Here is a 14,958-nt window from a genome sequence, read left to right as displayed (position 1 = left end):
CATGCCGTCCGAGTCACCCCGCGAGGACAGTGCTCAGGAACTGCTCGCTTCGATGACCACACTCCGCCGACAGGCCCGGGCGGCTCGTCAGGCGTACTGGCTTCCGCTCCTGCTCTTCGGGGTGCTCATTGCGGCGGCCGCGCCGCTGTACGTCGAGTCGGTGGAGCCACCCCCGCTGCGCGCCGGGTCCGACGGCCCCGCACTGACCGGTCTCGGCGGCGGCTTCCTGGAGAAGTCGGCCGCTCTGGGCTGGTACTGGCTGGTCGCGCTCGTCGGCGGCTATCTGGCCGGCCTGGCCTGGTACCGCTGGCACGGCCGGCGAGCCGGCGTCCAGACCCCGACCCGGGCGTACGTCGTCGCCGGCATCGCGGGCACGCTCGTCGGCCTCGCCCTTCCGATCGTCCTGGAGTTCCTGCTGTTGAACACCAGCGCACCCCTGTCGAGCGGCACCAGTTGGCTGACCGGTCCGCTGCTCGGCCTCGCCAACCGGGGCATGCTGCCGCACCTCGTGATCGCCGTGGGTCTGGCGGTTCTCGCCCACCTCGAACGCAGCCGCAGCCTGTGGGTGGTGGTCGGTCTCTACACCGTCGTACTCGTCGCCGTGAACGCCTGGTTCCAGATCTCCGACCTGCAAAGCGGCGATCTGACCCGGTTCAGCTTCATGCTCGCCGCCATGCTCCCGGCACCGATCCTGCTGATCGGCGGGGGTCTGGCGCTCGCCGCCGCGAAGAAGCAGCACAATCGGTAACCGTGAGCACCGTGGACGATCCTCGCGCGAGCGGGCCATTCCCGACGAACGGCCTCGACGACACGGTCCACCAACGGCACCGGCTCGGCATCCTGACCATCGCCGCCGAAGGCGAGCGGGTGGAGGTGGCCTATCTCCGGGAGGCCCTCGAACTCACCGCGGGCAACCTGTCCCGGCACCTCACTGTGCTGGAAGAGGCACGCCTGATCGAGGTGGAGAAGGGTTACCACGGACGTCGTCCACGGACGTGGATCCGGATCACCCGGGAGGGACGCCAGGCCCTGCACTCCGAGATCGCCGCCCTCCAGGAGCTGCTCCGCCGCCACCAGCAGACGGCACCGACCTCCACCTCGGCCGGTCCGGACGACCGCCCACTTACGTGACGCTCTCCCCTGCTCGACCGCCCCGCCTCGGTGATCAAGGAGTTTGTGTCATCGGGAGCCGGTGAACCGGACACAAACTCCTTGATCAACGGAGTGCGGGTGGGGCGGGGCGAGGGCCGGGCCGGGGCGAGGGCCGGGCGGCGAGCGGTCAGGGTTTGGGAGGGCGGCGGTTCTGGCCGGGGCTGCCCTGGATCGCCTCCCAGACGCTTCGGCCCGCCTGCCGGAGTGCCTGTCCGGCCTGCCCCGCCAGCTGTGCCGCCTCGGCGGCGGCGCTCGCCGGCTGGCCGGTTCGCTCCGAGCCGCGCTTCTTCTCCCCGGACCGGTCGGCCGACGAGCCCTCGCCGGCGTCCGGCCCCGATCCGGCGGCACGCTCGGACTGCGCCTTCCCCTCCCGCCCGGCGCCGGACGACGGTGACGGCTCCGCCCGTCCGGCACTGGGCGGCTCGGTCCGCCCGGCATTGGGCGACGGCTCGGTCCGCCCGGCACCGGGCGCCGGTGACGGCTTCGGCCGATCGCCGCTGGACGACGGTGGCGTTGCCGGGCGCCGGGTGCCGGCTGCCGGCGAGGGCTTCTCGCGATCGCCACCGGCCGCCGGTGGCGACTCCGTCCGGGCCGGGCGCTGGGGCGGTTCGGGTGCCTCGATCGGGCCGGACACCGCAGGGCCAGCCCGGTCGACCACCTCACCGGCCGCCGGCGCCGCCCGGTCGACCACCGCCGGAGCGGTGCGCCCGACCACCTCGCCGGCCGCGGCCACCGTACGTCCGGTCTGGTCCACCACCGGCGCGGCGACACGGTGCACGTCCTCCAGGGCGACCCCGGCCGAGCGGGCCAGCGCGTCGATCAGCTGCGGGTTGCGGTCGATGGTGGTCAGCGCCCGGTCCAGGATCTGCACCAGCTTCTCCAGCCGCACCTTGAGCAGCGCCTCGGCGCGCACCCCGGTGATGTCCAGCTCGACGCCCTCCAGGTGCACCCGGACGCCGGCGTCGAGCTGGAGCAGGTTGGCCAGCCGGGCGCGCAGCGACAGGTCGGCGTCGAGCCCGTCGACCGTGAGCCGGATCTCGTCGACGGTCAGCTCCGGCACGTCGAGCAGGACGTCCGGCTCCGGGTCGCCGCCGGCCGGCGAGGTGGGCGGCTCGTAGCCGGGGTCCGGCACTGGTTCGGTGGCTCGGCTGTCGGTCATGCTCCCCGCTCTCCCATCGGTCCGGTCGGCGGCGCTTACCCGCTTTCCGGTACGGCATCCGTCGCGTCCGGCCATCGACGACACCCGTCCCGGCCGCACCTCCCGCGACCGCTGATCCCGCCGGATGCCGCTGTCGGGAACCGGAGTTCCCGGTGTCCGGAAGCGGGCGGTACGGAAGCTGCACACCGAGACATGAGCCGGTATGGTCCGGACCTATGGGACAGGAGATGGCCGATCCGGATGAGGTCCGGCAGGAATCCGACCGCTTCTCCCTCCGCAGCAGCCTGCTCGTCCCGGCGTCCGCCGAGCGGGCGTACGCCGTCTTCACCGGCGCGCTCGCCGACTGGTGGGTGCGTGAATACACCTGGTCCGGCCCGGATGCGCTCGCCGCGATCGGCATCGAGCCGCGGGCCGGCGGCATGCTCTACGAGATCGGCCCGTACGGCTTCCGCAACGACTGGGGCCGCGTGCTGACCTGGGATCCGCCTCGGCGCCTGGTCTTCACCTGGCAGATCGGCCCGGACCGGGTGCCGGTGCCGGATCCGGCGCGGGCCAGCGAGGTGGAGGTCCTGTTCCACGCCGACGGTCCGGAGCGGACCCGGGTGGACGTCGAGCACCGCTACTTCGACCGGCACGGCAGCGCGGCCGAGGGCTACCGCGAGGCGCTCACCGCGGGCTGGCACGAACTGCTCTGCCGCTATCTCGCAACGGTCGCCCGCACCGCCTGAGATCGGTCAGCCGGCGATACCGGGTGCCGCGCCGCCACCGGCCACGCCGGTGCCGCCCAGGTCGGCCCGGCGGCCGGCGTCCGCGCCGGAACCGAAGCCACCGCCCGCCAGCCGCCGTCGCGGGGCGGTGCGCAACCGGGGGTACGCCTCGGCGACGCGGCGCTGGACGCGATCGGAGCGGTCGGCGAGCACCAGTGCCGTCGAGGGCCCACCCGCCTCCGCCACCGCTTTGCTCTCGGCCGCGCGCAGTCGTTCCGCCACGACGTACGCGAACCCGGCCAGCCAGGTACGCCGGAACGCCGCCGGGTGGTCCCCGGCCGGTACGACGGCACCCGCCAGCCCGTGCGCGGCCTGCACCAGCAGCGAGGTGAACAGCAGCTCGACCCGTTCCAGGTCGCTGGCGAAGCCGAACAGGTGCATGACGAAGCCGTTGCCCTGCCGGCGGCGTACGCATCGGCAGCGCAGCGGTTCGGCGACCGCCGCGAGCAGGCCGGCCTTGTCCCGGGCGTACGGCGCGACCACCTCGACGGTCCGGTCACCGACCGGGTCGGCGGCCGGGTCGCGGGCGGCGAGCAGCGCCCGGTCGACGCCGTAGCGGGCGATCAGCTCGGTGGCCTTGGCCATGAAGGCGGCCGACTCGGCGGGTGTGCAGGCCGGGTCCTCTGCTTGGGCGAGCAGCTTGCGCACTTTGCTGAGCATCGCCTCGGACATGCACCCAGAGCTACCACAGGCGGGGTGCCGGGCCGCGCGCCGGGCTCAGTCCGAGCGGCTGCGCAGCGTGGCGATGGTCGAGCCGGCGAGCGTGAGGAGACAGTCGGGCAGCAACCCGTCGGCCGCGGCCGCCCCGAACAGCGCCTCGCCGGTGTCCGCGTCGTCGTTGGCGCAGGCGCTGACGAAGCGGGCCACCCAGCGGGTGTCGTAGTCGGCCTGGTCGATGCCGGGGAAGTCGAGGGCGGCGCCGCCGCCCGGGGTGTCGTCGCCGAGCATGGTGGCGGCGAGGCACCACGCCACTCCGTACGCCCCGGCGAGGCCGGAGCGGTCCACCACCGCGTCGAACGTGCCCACCACGCCGGCGCCGTCACCGGCGAGGGCGGAACGGAGCACGGCGGTCGCGTCGTCGTGCGTCTGCTGTGCTTCGTCGTTCACTCGCGGAACAGTATCGCCGGAGGTCAAGCGGTGACCAGGAAACGGCCCGTCGACCACGCAGAGTGATACCCGCAGTCGGGGTGCCGACGGAGCCGACTCCACAGTCCCGCATGCTGCGCGAGCACGCTAAGGTGCGCAGCGGACCTTCGCCGGAGGAAGGACGACCATGCTGAGAACACGCACGTCGCGCGCGGCCCTGTCCATGGCCTGCGCGGCGCTCCTGCTCGCCACGAGCGCCTGCGGGAGCGACGAGCCGGAGGAAACGCCTGCCACCCAGGTACGCCTCTACGGCACCGACGGCAACATGCTCAATTCGTACGCCACGGAACTCAAGGACCGGGCGGACCTGGTGAACGGGATGAAGGGCACCACGCCCCTCACTCCGCTGGCCGAGAGCTTCAAGGAACGACTACTCGCCGTAGACCCGAAGCTGGGTGACTTCCTCTACTCCGCCGAGTCGTACGACGCCGTCGTGATCAGCGCGCTGGCCGCCCAGCTCGCCGGTTCCACGGCGCCGGCCGAGATCGCCGAGCAGATCGTCGGGGTGACCACCGGCGGCGAGCGCTGCGACGAGGTGGCGGCCTGCCTCCAGCTCGCCCGCGCGGGCCGGGACATCGAGTACCGGGGTGTGTCGCTCACCCGTGCCGGGTTCACCGACAACGGCGAGCCGGCGACCGCGAGCTACGGCACCATGCACTTCGACAACCAGAAGATCGACGACAGCAAGACCGAGTTCGTCGGCGCCGGTGAGGAGTCCGGGGCGAGCACCAAGACGCCGCCGCGTGGTCGCAAGCTCCGGGACGGGAAGGCGAAGGACGCCCCGCTGGTCCTCGGCGGCCTGCTGCCGAAGACCGGTGACCTGGCGCTGGCGTACCCGCCGCTGGCCGCCGGCGCCGCGCTGGCGCTCCGGGAGGTCAACGCCGCCGGTGGGGTGCTCGGCGAGCCGGTGAAGTGGATCGAGGGCGACGACGGCACCAATCCGGAGGTCGCCAAGGCCACCGTCGCCTCGCACGTCACCAAGGGCGTCCAGGTCATCATCGGCGCGGGCGGCTCCGGCATCTCGCGGGCCGTGCTGCCGGACGTGGTGGCCGCCGGGCGGATCCTGTTCTCCCCGTCGAACACCGACGCGGGGCTGAGCGCTGTGGAGGACAAGGGCCTCTACTTCCGTACCGCCCCGCCGGACAGCCTCCAGGGTCGCGCGCTGGCCGACGTGATGCTCCGGGACGGGCCGCGCAAGATCGCGATCCTGGCCCGTAAGGACTCCTATGGCGAGGGCCTCCAGGAGAACGTCCGCTCGGAGTTGGAGAAGGCCGGTATCGGCGCGGACCGGATCAAGCTGCTGACCTACGAGCCGCCGGCCGACCCGAAGACGCCTGTCGACTTCACCGGCACCGCCAAGGAGATCAAGGCGTTCGGACCGGAGGCGCTGCTGCTCATCGGCTTCGCCGAGTCCGCGCCGGCGATCACCGCGCTCGACGACGCGGGAGTCGACATCAAGCGCTGAGCCGCACCGACGCGAAGGGCCGCACCGGAAGACACCGGTGCGGCCCTCGTCGTCTCTCGCGGGCTCAGCGCGCCCGGCGCCGGTCCAGGAACTCGGTCATCCGCCGGTGCTTCTCCTCGTCCTCGAAGAGCACCGCCTGGCTGAGCAGGTCGAGCTGCGGGTGCGCGGCCGCCGGGGCGTCCACCGCCATCTTGGTCAGCCGCAGCGCCAGCGCGGACCCCTTGGCCATCTCGTCGAGCAGGCCGTGCGCGGTGGGCAGCAGTTCGGCCGGATCGGCCACCACCCGGTTCACCAGCCCGATCCGCAGCGCCTCCTCGGCGTCCACCCGCCGGCCGGTGAACAGCAGTTCCTTGGCCCGGGCCTCACCGATCAGCGCCGGCAGCCGGTAGGTCGCGCCGGCGCCGGCCAGGATGCCCAGCCGCACCTCGGGCTGGCCGAACACCGCGCGGTCGGTGCACACCCGAAGATCGCAGGCGTACGCCAGCTCGGCGCCGCCACCCAGCGCCGGCCCGTCGACGGCGGCGACAGTGGGCATCGGCAGCGCCCGGATTCGGGCGAAGACGCCCTGGTTGATGGCGGCCAGCGCGTCCAGCCGGCCACGCTCGCGGAGCTGGGCGATGTCGGCGCCCCCGGCGAAGATGCCCGCCGTCCCGCCGGTGAGCAGCAGCAGCCGGGGACGCGCCTCCAGGTCGGCGCAGACCGCGTGCAGCTCGTCCACCAGGTCGGCGTCGATGGCGTTGCGCTTCTCCGGCCGGTCCAGCGTGACCACGAGCCGGTCGGGCGTCTCCTCGATCCGCAGCCCACTCATTTCTTCCGGCCGTCCTTCCACGTGTAGAAGCCCTGCCCCGACTTCTTGCCCAGCTTCCCGGCGGCCACCATCTCGACGAGCAGCGGCGGCGGCGCGAAACGGTCCCCGTACGCGGCCTGGAGCGTGCGCGCGATGTCGAGCCGCACGTCCAGCCCGACCAGGTCGGTCAGCTCCAGCGGGCCGATCGGGTGGCGGTAGCCGAGCACCATCGCCTTGTCGATGTCGGCCGGGCTCGCGACCTGGTCGGCCACCATCCGGATCGCCTCCAGGCCGAGCGTGACGCCGAGCCGGGAGGTGGCGAAGCCGGGCATGTCGCGTACGACGACGGGGTCCTTGCCCAGCCGGGCGGCGAGCGCGACGGCCGCCTCGGTGGTCTGCGGCGCGGTGGCCGGGCCGACCACGACCTCGAGCAGCGCCATCGCCCACACCGGATTGAAGAAGTGCAACCCGACGAAGTCGGCGGGACGGTCCAGCCCGGCGGCCAGTTCGGCGATCGGGATGCTGGACGTGTTGCTGCCCAGCAGCACCGGCCGGCGGCTCTCCGCCTCGCGCAGCACACCGCGCTTGAGGTCGAGCCGCTCGGGCACCGCCTCCACGATCACGTCGGCGCCCTCGGCCACCTCGACGAGACCGGCCCGCAGCGTGACGCGGGCCCGGTTGGCGGTGGCGGCCTCCTCGGTCAGCTTGCCGCGCTGCACGCCGCGGTCCCACAGCTCGCCGAGCCGGCGGACGGCCTCGGCGCCCCGGGCGGGGTCGACCTCGACCAGTTCGACCGCGTACCCGGCGCCGGCCGCCACGTACGCGATGCCGAGGCCCATGGTGCCGGCCCCGACGACCACAAAACGACCACTCATCGATGTCCCCTCGCCGCGGCGGGGGCGCGCGGGGTCTCCGCCGCCGGGCCCGTCCGCTCGCTCGTTCCTGCATGCGACCCTATGCATGGCCGGGCCGCCGGGGATGCGTGGGGGCGGAGCGGACGGGGTAAGGACGGCCGTCAACGCCGAAGGAAGGAACGAGATGAGCCAGGCACCGGAGAGCGCGGAGAGCACCGAGACGGTCGAGACCCGCGGCGACGAGCGGGTGGACCTGCTCCGTGCGGACACCAACAACGACGGCAAGACCGACGTCTGGGTGGTGGACACCGACGGCGACGGCAAGGCCGACCTGTTCCAGTTCGACACCGACGGTGACGGCAAGGTGGACATCACCATGGTGGACATCGACGAGGACGGCACGCCGGACGAGGTGGTCGACGGCGACGGCGGGCTGCCCCCGGAGCAGACCACCCCCACCGTCCAGGTCTGAGTGGCGCGGGGGAGCCGCCGGATCCCGGCGGCTCCCCCGCTCACCGCAGGGTCAGCGTGGCGAGGTAGTAGGGGTGGTCGGTGTCGTCCACGTCGGTCAGTCGCCACTGTGAGCCGTGAATCAGCTCGGCGAACTCTTCGGGCGAGCAGACCAGGTAGTCGAACCACTCGGTGCCGAGCAGCCGGTAGCGCAGCCGCAGCCGCAGTTGCCCGCCGATCCGGCCCCGCCGGCGGTTGCGCTCGTGGTAGGCGGTGTGCACCGGGTCGGTGGTGCCGTACGGGTCGGTGCCGTGGGCGATCACCTGGGCGCCGGGGCGGGCGAGCGCGGCGAGCGCGGCGAGCATCGCCGGGGCGCGTTCCCGCCCCTCGAACAGTCCCAGGTTGTTGCCGAGCAGCAGGAACGTGTCGTACCGGCGGCCGTCGGCGGCGTGCTCGTCGACGGTGCCGTGCACCAGGTCGCGTACGCCCCGGTGGCGGCTGACCCGCAGCGCGCCGAGCGAGGTGTCCAGCCCGGTTACCGGCACGCCGCGGTCCTGGAGGTGCAGCGCGATCCGGCCGGCGCCGACGCCGACGTCGAGCACGTGCCCGCGTACCCGGTCCACGGCCCGGTGGTCGTGCGGCTGCCACCGCTGCGGCGGGTCCAGGTAGTGCCCCGCGGGCGCGCCGTTCACCAGCCCGTCGTCGCGCTCGATGATCTCGATGACCGGGCGGGGCAGGCGACCGCCGGCCATCGGGCGCGGTCCGATCCCGGTGGCGACCGCGTACGCGTCGCGGATCATCTCGCCGAACACGTCGCCGATCTCGGGTTCCCCGGTCATGTCCGCAACGCTATCCGGGGGTCGGCGGCGCCGTCGCCGCCGTATCCTTGGCGGCGTGACCGACCTGGACCGCCTGGCTGCGGAGAAGTACGTCCTGCTCACCACGTTCCGCAAGGACGGCCGGGAGGTGCCGACTCCGGTGTGGGCGGTACGCGACGGCGACGGGCTGGCGGTGTGGACGGTGGCCGACTCCGGCAAGGTGAAGCGCATCCGGCGCGACGGCCGGGTCACTGTGGCGCCGTGCGACGTGCGCGGCCGGCCGCACGGCGAGGCGGTGCCGGGCCACGCGACGATCGCCGACCCGGAGAGCACGAACCGGGTCCGGGGGCTGCTCAAGCAGAAGTACCGGCTGATCGGGCGGCTGAGCCTGCTGGGCAGCCGGCTGCGCCGGGGTGAGGGCGGCACCGTGGGTCTGCGGATCGTGCTGGACGGACCGACCCCCGGACGCGATTAAGGGCGGCGCCGCGACGGCACCGCCCCTGATCGGAACGCCGGAGAACGCCGGTTCGTCAGTCTCCCTGGCGCTGCTGAGGGATCTGCCCCTGCAGCAGGGCCCGAACCTCCGACTCGCGGTAGCGGCGGTGGCCGCCCAGGGTCCGGATGGCACTGAGCTTGCCAGCCTTCGCCCACCGGGTCACCGTCTTCGGGTCGACACGGAACATCGACGCCACCTCGGCCGGTGTGAGTAGCGGCTCAGGTTCGTGCGTTCGCGATGCCATCGGGGTCACTCCTCCACATGTATAGACATCGGCCGGGGTCCCGCCGGCCGACGCGTCTCCCATGGTCCGGCTAGTCCCCGATGTCCGACATGGGCCGAACGGCTGAAGGTCGCTAGACGGACGGATGAACCATGCCCGATTTTTACGACTTTTATGCCGCAGAAAGTACCTTATTCGGACTCATGATCACGGTTCGTGACGCATCAGCTACGAGACACTCTCGTGTCCAAGACCACTTAGCGGGGCAAACCGGGCGTCAGTTGCAGCGCTCCAGCAGCTGCACCGCGCGCCAGCGGGCGACCAGCTTGTCGTACGCGGCGGACGCCTCCTCGGCCTCACCCCGGCCCAGTCCGGACAGTCCGGTGGCCACCAGGTCGGTCGAGTCGTCGGCTTCGAGCGTCTCGTCCGGCAGCAGTTGCACCAGGCCGCCGTAGTCCAGCTCGACCACCGAACGCGGGTGGAACTCCTCCAGCCACCGGGCCGCCTCCTCGACCGCCTCGGTGATCGGCGCCTCGCCGATCGACTTGCGCAGCACCGACAGCGCCCGGGACGCCCGGCGGCGCGCCTTGGAGATCTCGGTGCGGTAGCGCAGCGCCCGCCGCTCCGGCTCGGTCACCAGGTGCCGCTCGCCGGCCTCGAACAGCACGAACCAGCGCAGCGGCACGCCCCAGGTGGCGATCTGCTCGTGCACCCGGGGCACCCCGTGCTCCAGCACCCGGGCACCGCTGCGCCAGTCCTCCACCACGGCCTTCGCCTGCCCGGCGAGCACCGGCGGCACGAACGCGTCGGCCAGCACCGGGGGCACGCCGTCACGGGCGCTCAGCGCCGCCTCGGCGACCCGGATACGGAGGTTCCAGGGACAGACCAGCAGCGCGTCGTCGGACTCCAGGACGTACGCCTCGTCGGGCAGGTCGGGCAGCCGGGTCCAGCCGGCGCCGAGTGCCTCGATCACCGCGGTCCGCTGTCGTACCGGCCCCTCCAGCGGAGCGACGGCGCGCCCCTCGCTGATGTACCGGCGCCAGTACGACTGCCGATCCCGGTCGAAGGCGGTGAGCGGCTCGTACACGCGCAGGTATGAAGCGAAGAGCGACGGCACGGCGCGATCCTCCCACGAGACGGGACCGCCCGTCGCCGCCCTCGGGCCCGTGGCGTGACATGCGCGACAGTACGGTTCGGGCCGATATTAGGCTCAACGACACCGGCAGCATCCCGCCGGCGTGCCACCAGGTTCCGCGCCCCACAAGGACGCACACCGACACAGGAGTCAGCCATGGGCGTATTCGCCAGTACCGACGACCCCGTCTCCACAGGGCATGAGCAGGTCGTGTTCTGCCAGGACAAGCAGTCCGGCCTGAAGGCGATCATCGGGATCTACTCCACCGCGCTGGGTCCTGCGCTCGGCGGAACCCGGTTCTACCCGTACGCCAGCGAGGCCGAGGCCGTCGCCGACGTGCTCGACCTCTCGCGCGGCATGGCCTACAAGAACGCCCTGGCGAACCTCGACCTCGGTGGCGGCAAGGCGGTCATCTGGGGTGACCCCGAGCAGCTCAAGAGCGAGGCGCTGCTGCGCGCGTACGGCCGCTTCGTCGAGTCGCTCAACGGCCGCTACTACACCGCCTGCGACGTGGGCACCTACGTGGCGGACATGGACGTGATCGCCCGTGAGACCCGCTACGTGACCGGCCGCAGCGTGGAGCACGGCGGCGCGGGCGACTCCTCGATCCTCACCGCCTGGGGTGTGTTCCAGGGCATGCGGGCCGCGGCCGAGCACGTCTGGGGCAGCCCGACGCTGGCCGGCCGCCGGGTCGGCGTGGCCGGGCTGGGCAAGGTCGGCAAGTACCTGACCGCCCACCTGCTCGACGACGGCGCCGAGGTCGTGGCGACCGACGTCAACCCGCGCGCCCGGGAGTGGGCGCGAACCACCCACCCGCAGGTCACCCTGGTCGACGACACCGAGGCGCTGGTGGCCTCCGACATCGACGTGTACGCCCCGTGCGCGCTCGGCGGCGCGCTGAACGACGACAGCGTGCCGGTGCTGCGGGCGAAGGTGGTCACCGGAGCGGCGAACAACCAGCTCGCCCACCCGGGCATCGAGAAGGTGCTCGCCGACCGGGGCATCCTCTACACGCCGGACTACGTGGTCAACGCCGGTGGCGTGATCCAGGTCGCCGACGAGATCGAGGGCTTCAACTTCGACCGCGCCAAGCTGCGCGCGACCCGGATCTTCGACACCACCCGGCAGATCCTCCAGCTCGCCGACGACGAGGGCGTCCCCCCGGCGGTCGCTGCGGACCGGCTCGCCGAGCGGCGGATGGCCGAGGTCGGCCGGCTGCGCACGATTCATCTGCGGTGAAGCTCACCTCCGGGGGCGGGGTGGCGGCTCCACCCCCGGAGGCGGTGCGCGTTAAGCTGAGTTGCGGACTCTTTCGTGCCGGTATGTCCGGTGTCACGGCCAGCCCCGGGGCTTACCCCTTACCCGGTACACTTTGTGACGGCTGGACCACTGCGACGCGCAGGTCCGGTCGACGGTGACCCGAGGTGCCGAACGCTGGCATCCCCATGTACCGTAAGAGCCACGAGAGATGCCTGACGTCATCGGGGCCCGCCTTCGGGCTGCCCCGCATTCTGTGCGAGGGGGTCGAGCCATGGGGCGCGGCCGTGCTAAGGCCAAGCAGACGAAGGTGGCCCGGGAGTTGAAGTACCACTCCCCGAACACCGACCTAACCGCCTTGCAGCGCGAACTGGCGGGTAGTGGAAAGTCTGAGCACAACTTCGACGACGACTACAAAGAGTATGTCGACGACGATGACGAGGACCACGCGGACGACGACCCGGACACCTGGGCTCGTCCGGCCCGCTGACCTCCGGTCACATCTGAGCACGCGGTAACCCCCGCGTGCTCACGCATGTGCTCTGCTGAGCCGGCGTACGACCGACGATCAGGGACCTGCCGGCGCCCCGGGGTGCATGCTCCGACGCGCCGGCAGGTCCTTGATCGCGGAACCGGCCCTCAGCGCGGCCGGTTGTTCCAGTTGTAGAACGTCGGGATGTTCTCGAAGTGGTTCCACGCGCACACCGCGTTGGCGCCGTCGCCGCCCGACACCTCCGCCCGCAGCAGCCGTGCCGCCTCCGCCTCCCGAAGCAGAGCGGTAAGCCCCGCAGCCGCGTCCCGCACCCGGTCGGCGACCGCCTCCCGGTCGGTGTCACTGATGGTCTCGGGCATGCTCCAACACTCCCTCCAGTAGGCGGATCTTGCTGTTACGGCAGTGCTCGGTCTCCGTACCGTCGAAACGCCCCAGCTCGAAGTAGCGGTTGGCGGCGTGCCCGCCGCCACAGAACCCGAAGTACGCGCAGGACGCCCGGCACGCCTCCACGCCGGTGAGGAACTCGCCCACCCACGGCGTACCGGCCGCGCCGACGAGGATGTCGCGCAGTGGCGTGGTGAGCACGTTTCCGCTGGCGAAGTCGCCGTACCGGGCGTCGGTGAAGCCGGCCAGCTCCGGCGAGAGCACCACCACCGAGCCGTCGTGCCCGACCGTCGGGATCGGGTCGAGGCTCCGGGGCAGCAGGTCGTCGGCGGTGCCGGCCAGCACCGCGCCCGCGTACCGCAGCGACCACTCCACCTCACGCAGGTGGATCCGGGGATCCCGGCGCCACGCCGCCACCAGCTCCGCCCAGAACCCGGTGACAGCGCCCTCGTCGCGGGCGTTCGTCCGGGTGTTGACGCCCTCGGTCTCCTCGATGTTGACGCCGAGCACGTCGCAGCCCAGGTCGAGGAAGTAGTCGTACAGCTCGGTCGCCAGGCCGGGCTCCGGCCGCGAGACCACCGCGAGCGCCGAGAACGGCAGGTTGTGACGGCGCAGCGCCGCCACACCGGCCACGATCCGGTCGTACGCGGGACGCCCACCCCGCGTGACCCGCTCGCCGTTGCGCGCCCGCGGCCCGTCCACGCTGACGCTGACCCGGACCCGGTGCTCGGTGAAGAACGCGCACCAGGCGTCGTCGATCAGCGTGGCGTTGGTCTGCACGTGGTGCTCGACGTCGGGGCCGAACGGCGCCAGCAGCGCGGCCAGGTGCTCCCGGCCGGCCGCGAGCGGCTCCCCGCCGTGCCAGACCACCGAGAAGCGACCGCCCGCCGCCCACTGGTTCACCGACGCCGCCACCGCCTCGGCGACGGCCACCGGCATCCGCCTGTCCACCGCCCGGAAAGGGAGGTAGCAGTATGCGCAGTCGAGGTTGCACAGCGTCGTGGGCTGCATCACCACGTACGACGGGACGGCGGCGATGCCCCGCATCCCTTCGGGCGTGCGCGCAGCCATCAGCACCTCCCCCGCCTGCCTGAAAACCGAACCTCCAGGCTAGGCCGCGGCGACCGTCCGGGTGAACCCCCGGTCATGTGCCCGGCCGATCGGCGCAGGGTGATCAGCCTCGGGTGTGCTGCCCGACCATCTGCACGTTGCCGGACCCCTCGATGATCTCGCCGGCCTGCCAGGCCTCCACGCCCCGGCCGGTCAGAGTGGCGAGCGCGCGGTCGGCGTCCTCGGCGGAGACGATCGCGAACATGCCGACGCCCATGTTGAACGTCGCCTCCATCTCCGGGTCCTCGATCCGGCCCTTGGACTGGATCAGGTCGAAGATCGGCTGCGGCTTCCAGGTGGAGCGGTTCACCACGGCGTCGACGGTCTCCGGCAGCACCCGGACCAGGTTGCCGGGGATGCCGCCGCCGGTGACGTGGGCCAGCGCCCGCACCTCGGCCTCGGCGATCAGCTTCAGGCAGTCCTGCGCGTAGATCTTGGTCGGGGTGAGCAGCTCCTCGCCGAGCGTCCGCTGGCGGCCGAAGTCGTCGATCACCACGTCCAGCCGCATCCGGCCGGCGCCGAGCAGCACGTGCCGGACCAGGGAGTAGCCGTTGGAGTGCAGGCCGGACGAGCGCATGGCGATCACCACGTCGCCCACCTCGACCCGCTCCGGGCTGAGGATCTCGCTCTCCTCCACCACGCCGACGCCGGTGGCGGAGATGTCGTACTCGTCCGGGCGCAGCACGCCCGGGTGCTCGGCGGTCTCGCCACCCAGCAGGGCGCAGCCGGCGTACCGGCAGCCGTCCGCGATGCCGGCGCCGATCTCGGCGACCTTGTCCGGCACGACCTCGCCGGTGGCGATGTAGTCGAGCAGGAACAGCGGCTCGGCGCCGCAGGCCACCAGGTCGTCGACGACCATGGCGACCAGGTCGATGCCGACCGTGTCGTGGATGTCGAGCTGCTGGGCGATCACCAGCTTGGTGCCCACGCCGTCGGTCGAGGAGGCCAGGATCGGGTTCTTGTACTTCTTCGTGTCCAGCCGGAACAGGCCGGCGAAGCCGCCCAGGTCACCCATGACCTCGGGGCGCCGGGTCTCCTTGACCTTGGACTTGAGCAGCTCGACCGCGCGGTCGCCCGCCTCGATCGACACCCCGGCGTCGGCGTACGAGACCGAGCGTTTGCGCTGCGTCCGGCCGGACCCCGCCGACCAGGGCTGGCGGTCGCCGCCGGCGCCCGTCGGGCTGGATCCTGCGCCGCTGCGCTCGGACACGTGCGTCACGGTTCTCCCCTTTGTGGTTCCCGCGGGCCCGGAGCGGCCGGAC

At 72.4% G+C, this 14,958-nt stretch carries 19 protein-coding genes; 8 read left to right on the top strand and 11 right to left on the bottom strand.

Annotated elements, in window-relative coordinates; all coding sequences use genetic code 11:
- Positions 1-52 precede the first annotated feature (52 nt).
- The gene (locus tag GA0070562_RS01990) at positions 53-748 is read left to right on the top strand and encodes a hypothetical protein (protein WP_225853136.1); all 696 of its coding nucleotides are present in this window, start codon (positions 53-55) and stop codon (positions 746-748) included.
- Positions 749-750: 2 nt separating this feature from the next.
- Positions 751-1,131, top strand: a complete 381-nt coding sequence (locus tag GA0070562_RS01985; protein WP_091414165.1) for a winged helix-turn-helix domain-containing protein — start codon at positions 751-753, stop codon at positions 1,129-1,131.
- A gap of 148 nt (positions 1,132-1,279) precedes the next feature.
- On the opposite strand, the gene GA0070562_RS30540 is transcribed toward GA0070562_RS01985, so the two are convergent.
- A complete protein-coding gene (locus GA0070562_RS30540; protein ID WP_254663706.1) occupies positions 1,280-2,311 on the bottom strand; it encodes a hypothetical protein in 1,032 nt (343 codons plus the stop codon).
- Between the two features lie 215 nt (positions 2,312-2,526).
- On the opposite strand from GA0070562_RS30540, the gene GA0070562_RS01975 reads away from it, so the two are divergent.
- The gene (locus GA0070562_RS01975; protein ID WP_175438591.1) at positions 2,527-3,039 is read left to right on the top strand and encodes an SRPBCC family protein; all 513 of its coding nucleotides are present in this window, start codon (positions 2,527-2,529) and stop codon (positions 3,037-3,039) included.
- A gap of 6 nt (positions 3,040-3,045) precedes the next feature.
- On the opposite strand, the gene GA0070562_RS01970 is transcribed toward GA0070562_RS01975, so the two are convergent.
- The gene (locus GA0070562_RS01970; protein ID WP_091414163.1) at positions 3,046-3,750 is read right to left on the bottom strand and encodes a DUF2786 domain-containing protein; all 705 of its coding nucleotides are present in this window, start codon (positions 3,748-3,750) and stop codon (positions 3,046-3,048) included.
- A 45-nt stretch (positions 3,751-3,795) separates the two neighbouring features.
- Positions 3,796-4,185: a hypothetical protein gene (locus GA0070562_RS01965; RefSeq protein ID WP_091414160.1), complete on the bottom strand. Its 390-nt coding sequence runs from the start codon at positions 4,183-4,185 to the stop codon at positions 3,796-3,798.
- A 166-nt stretch (positions 4,186-4,351) separates the two neighbouring features.
- Here GA0070562_RS01965 and GA0070562_RS01960 point away from each other — a divergent pair, with 166 nt between their 5' ends.
- The gene (locus GA0070562_RS01960; protein WP_091414158.1) at positions 4,352-5,689 is read left to right on the top strand and encodes an ABC transporter substrate-binding protein; all 1,338 of its coding nucleotides are present in this window, start codon (positions 4,352-4,354) and stop codon (positions 5,687-5,689) included.
- Between the two features lie 64 nt (positions 5,690-5,753).
- Here the strand turns inward: GA0070562_RS01960 and GA0070562_RS01955 are convergent, their stop codons facing one another.
- Both GA0070562_RS01955 and GA0070562_RS01950 read right to left on the bottom strand, forming a co-directional pair.
- Positions 5,754-6,497 carry an enoyl-CoA hydratase/isomerase family protein gene (locus tag GA0070562_RS01955; protein WP_091414156.1) on the bottom strand — a complete coding sequence of 248 codons (744 nt, stop codon included), beginning with the start codon at positions 6,495-6,497 and terminating at the stop codon, positions 5,754-5,756.
- Positions 6,494-7,351: a 3-hydroxyacyl-CoA dehydrogenase family protein gene (locus GA0070562_RS01950; protein WP_091414154.1), complete on the bottom strand. Its 858-nt coding sequence runs from the start codon at positions 7,349-7,351 to the stop codon at positions 6,494-6,496. Before GA0070562_RS01950 ends, GA0070562_RS01955 begins: the two co-directional genes overlap by 4 nt.
- Positions 7,352-7,514: 163 nt before the next feature.
- On the opposite strand from GA0070562_RS01950, the gene GA0070562_RS01945 reads away from it, so the two are divergent.
- On the top strand, positions 7,515-7,802 hold the full coding sequence (locus GA0070562_RS01945; RefSeq protein WP_013283434.1) for a hypothetical protein: 288 nt from the start codon (positions 7,515-7,517) through the stop codon (positions 7,800-7,802).
- A 40-nt stretch (positions 7,803-7,842) separates the two neighbouring features.
- Here GA0070562_RS01945 and GA0070562_RS01940 read toward each other — a convergent pair whose 3' ends face one another.
- Complete coding sequence (locus GA0070562_RS01940) at positions 7,843-8,619, bottom strand: class I SAM-dependent methyltransferase (RefSeq protein WP_091414152.1); 777 nt, start codon at positions 8,617-8,619, stop codon at positions 7,843-7,845.
- Between the two features lie 55 nt (positions 8,620-8,674).
- On the opposite strand from GA0070562_RS01940, the gene GA0070562_RS01935 reads away from it, so the two are divergent.
- Positions 8,675-9,073 carry a PPOX class F420-dependent oxidoreductase gene (locus tag GA0070562_RS01935; RefSeq protein WP_091414150.1) on the top strand — a complete coding sequence of 133 codons (399 nt, stop codon included), beginning with the start codon at positions 8,675-8,677 and terminating at the stop codon, positions 9,071-9,073.
- Between the two features lie 55 nt (positions 9,074-9,128).
- On the opposite strand, the gene GA0070562_RS01930 is transcribed toward GA0070562_RS01935, so the two are convergent.
- Both GA0070562_RS01930 and GA0070562_RS01925 read right to left on the bottom strand, forming a co-directional pair.
- Entirely contained in the window at positions 9,129-9,338 is a 210-nt protein-coding gene (locus GA0070562_RS01930) for a BldC family transcriptional regulator (RefSeq protein ID WP_007073996.1), read from the bottom strand.
- A 256-nt stretch (positions 9,339-9,594) separates the two neighbouring features.
- Positions 9,595-10,434 carry a DUF8083 family protein gene (locus GA0070562_RS01925; protein WP_091414148.1) on the bottom strand — a complete coding sequence of 280 codons (840 nt, stop codon included), beginning with the start codon at positions 10,432-10,434 and terminating at the stop codon, positions 9,595-9,597.
- A gap of 174 nt (positions 10,435-10,608) precedes the next feature.
- On the opposite strand from GA0070562_RS01925, the gene GA0070562_RS01920 reads away from it, so the two are divergent.
- Together GA0070562_RS01920 and GA0070562_RS01915 are read left to right on the top strand one after the other, a co-directional pair.
- Positions 10,609-11,691 (top strand): Glu/Leu/Phe/Val family dehydrogenase, encoded by a 1,083-nt coding sequence (locus tag GA0070562_RS01920; RefSeq protein WP_091414146.1) that lies wholly within the window; start codon positions 10,609-10,611, stop codon positions 11,689-11,691.
- A 292-nt stretch (positions 11,692-11,983) separates the two neighbouring features.
- Positions 11,984-12,199, top strand: a complete 216-nt coding sequence (locus GA0070562_RS01915) for a DUF3073 domain-containing protein (RefSeq protein ID WP_091414144.1) — start codon at positions 11,984-11,986, stop codon at positions 12,197-12,199.
- Positions 12,200-12,348: 149 nt separating this feature from the next.
- Here the strand turns inward: GA0070562_RS01915 and amcA are convergent, their stop codons facing one another.
- The 3 genes from amcA to purM form a co-directional block, all read right to left on the bottom strand.
- Positions 12,349-12,561 (bottom strand): multiple cyclophane-containing RiPP AmcA, encoded by a 213-nt coding sequence (gene amcA / locus GA0070562_RS01910; protein ID WP_091414142.1) that lies wholly within the window; start codon positions 12,559-12,561, stop codon positions 12,349-12,351.
- Positions 12,542-13,633 (bottom strand): cyclophane-forming radical SAM peptide maturase AmcB, encoded by a 1,092-nt coding sequence (gene amcB, locus GA0070562_RS01905; RefSeq protein ID WP_175438628.1) that lies wholly within the window; start codon positions 13,631-13,633, stop codon positions 12,542-12,544. Before amcB ends, amcA begins: the two co-directional genes overlap by 20 nt.
- A 127-nt stretch (positions 13,634-13,760) precedes the next feature.
- Positions 13,761-14,915 carry a phosphoribosylformylglycinamidine cyclo-ligase gene (gene purM, locus GA0070562_RS01900; RefSeq protein ID WP_091414140.1) on the bottom strand — a complete coding sequence of 385 codons (1,155 nt, stop codon included), beginning with the start codon at positions 14,913-14,915 and terminating at the stop codon, positions 13,761-13,763.
- Positions 14,916-14,958: the final 43 nt, after the last annotated feature.

Source organism: Micromonospora tulbaghiae (assembly GCF_900091605.1).
Lineage (GTDB): Bacteria > Actinomycetota > Actinomycetes > Mycobacteriales > Micromonosporaceae > Micromonospora > Micromonospora tulbaghiae.
Note: the sequence above shows the minus strand (reverse complement) of the source record. Positions and strands in the feature narration are given on the sequence as shown.

Excerpts from the sequence above, each read along its gene's own strand:
- GA0070562_RS01990 (WP_225853136.1), top strand. The coding sequence starts at position 53 with ATGACCACACTCCGCCGACAGGCCCGGGCGGCTCGTCAGGCGTACTGG.
- GA0070562_RS30540 (WP_254663706.1), bottom strand. The coding sequence starts at position 2,311 with ATGACCGACAGCCGAGCCACCGAACCAGTGCCGGACCCCGGCTACGAG.
- GA0070562_RS01975 (WP_175438591.1), top strand. The coding sequence starts at position 2,527 with ATGGGACAGGAGATGGCCGATCCGGATGAGGTCCGGCAGGAATCCGAC.
- GA0070562_RS01970 (WP_091414163.1), bottom strand. The coding sequence starts at position 3,750 with ATGTCCGAGGCGATGCTCAGCAAAGTGCGCAAGCTGCTCGCCCAAGCA.
- GA0070562_RS01960 (WP_091414158.1), top strand. The coding sequence starts at position 4,352 with ATGCTGAGAACACGCACGTCGCGCGCGGCCCTGTCCATGGCCTGCGCG.
- GA0070562_RS01955 (WP_091414156.1), bottom strand. The coding sequence starts at position 6,497 with ATGAGTGGGCTGCGGATCGAGGAGACGCCCGACCGGCTCGTGGTCACG.
- GA0070562_RS01950 (WP_091414154.1), bottom strand. The coding sequence starts at position 7,351 with ATGAGTGGTCGTTTTGTGGTCGTCGGGGCCGGCACCATGGGCCTCGGC.
- GA0070562_RS01945 (WP_013283434.1), top strand. The coding sequence starts at position 7,515 with ATGAGCCAGGCACCGGAGAGCGCGGAGAGCACCGAGACGGTCGAGACC.
- GA0070562_RS01940 (WP_091414152.1), bottom strand. The coding sequence starts at position 8,619 with ATGACCGGGGAACCCGAGATCGGCGACGTGTTCGGCGAGATGATCCGC.
- GA0070562_RS01930 (WP_007073996.1), bottom strand. The coding sequence starts at position 9,338 with ATGGCATCGCGAACGCACGAACCTGAGCCGCTACTCACACCGGCCGAG.
- GA0070562_RS01920 (WP_091414146.1), top strand. The coding sequence starts at position 10,609 with ATGGGCGTATTCGCCAGTACCGACGACCCCGTCTCCACAGGGCATGAG.
- GA0070562_RS01915 (WP_091414144.1), top strand. The coding sequence starts at position 11,984 with ATGGGGCGCGGCCGTGCTAAGGCCAAGCAGACGAAGGTGGCCCGGGAG.
- amcA (WP_091414142.1), bottom strand. The coding sequence starts at position 12,561 with ATGCCCGAGACCATCAGTGACACCGACCGGGAGGCGGTCGCCGACCGG.
- amcB (WP_175438628.1), bottom strand. The coding sequence starts at position 13,633 with ATGCGGGGCATCGCCGCCGTCCCGTCGTACGTGGTGATGCAGCCCACG.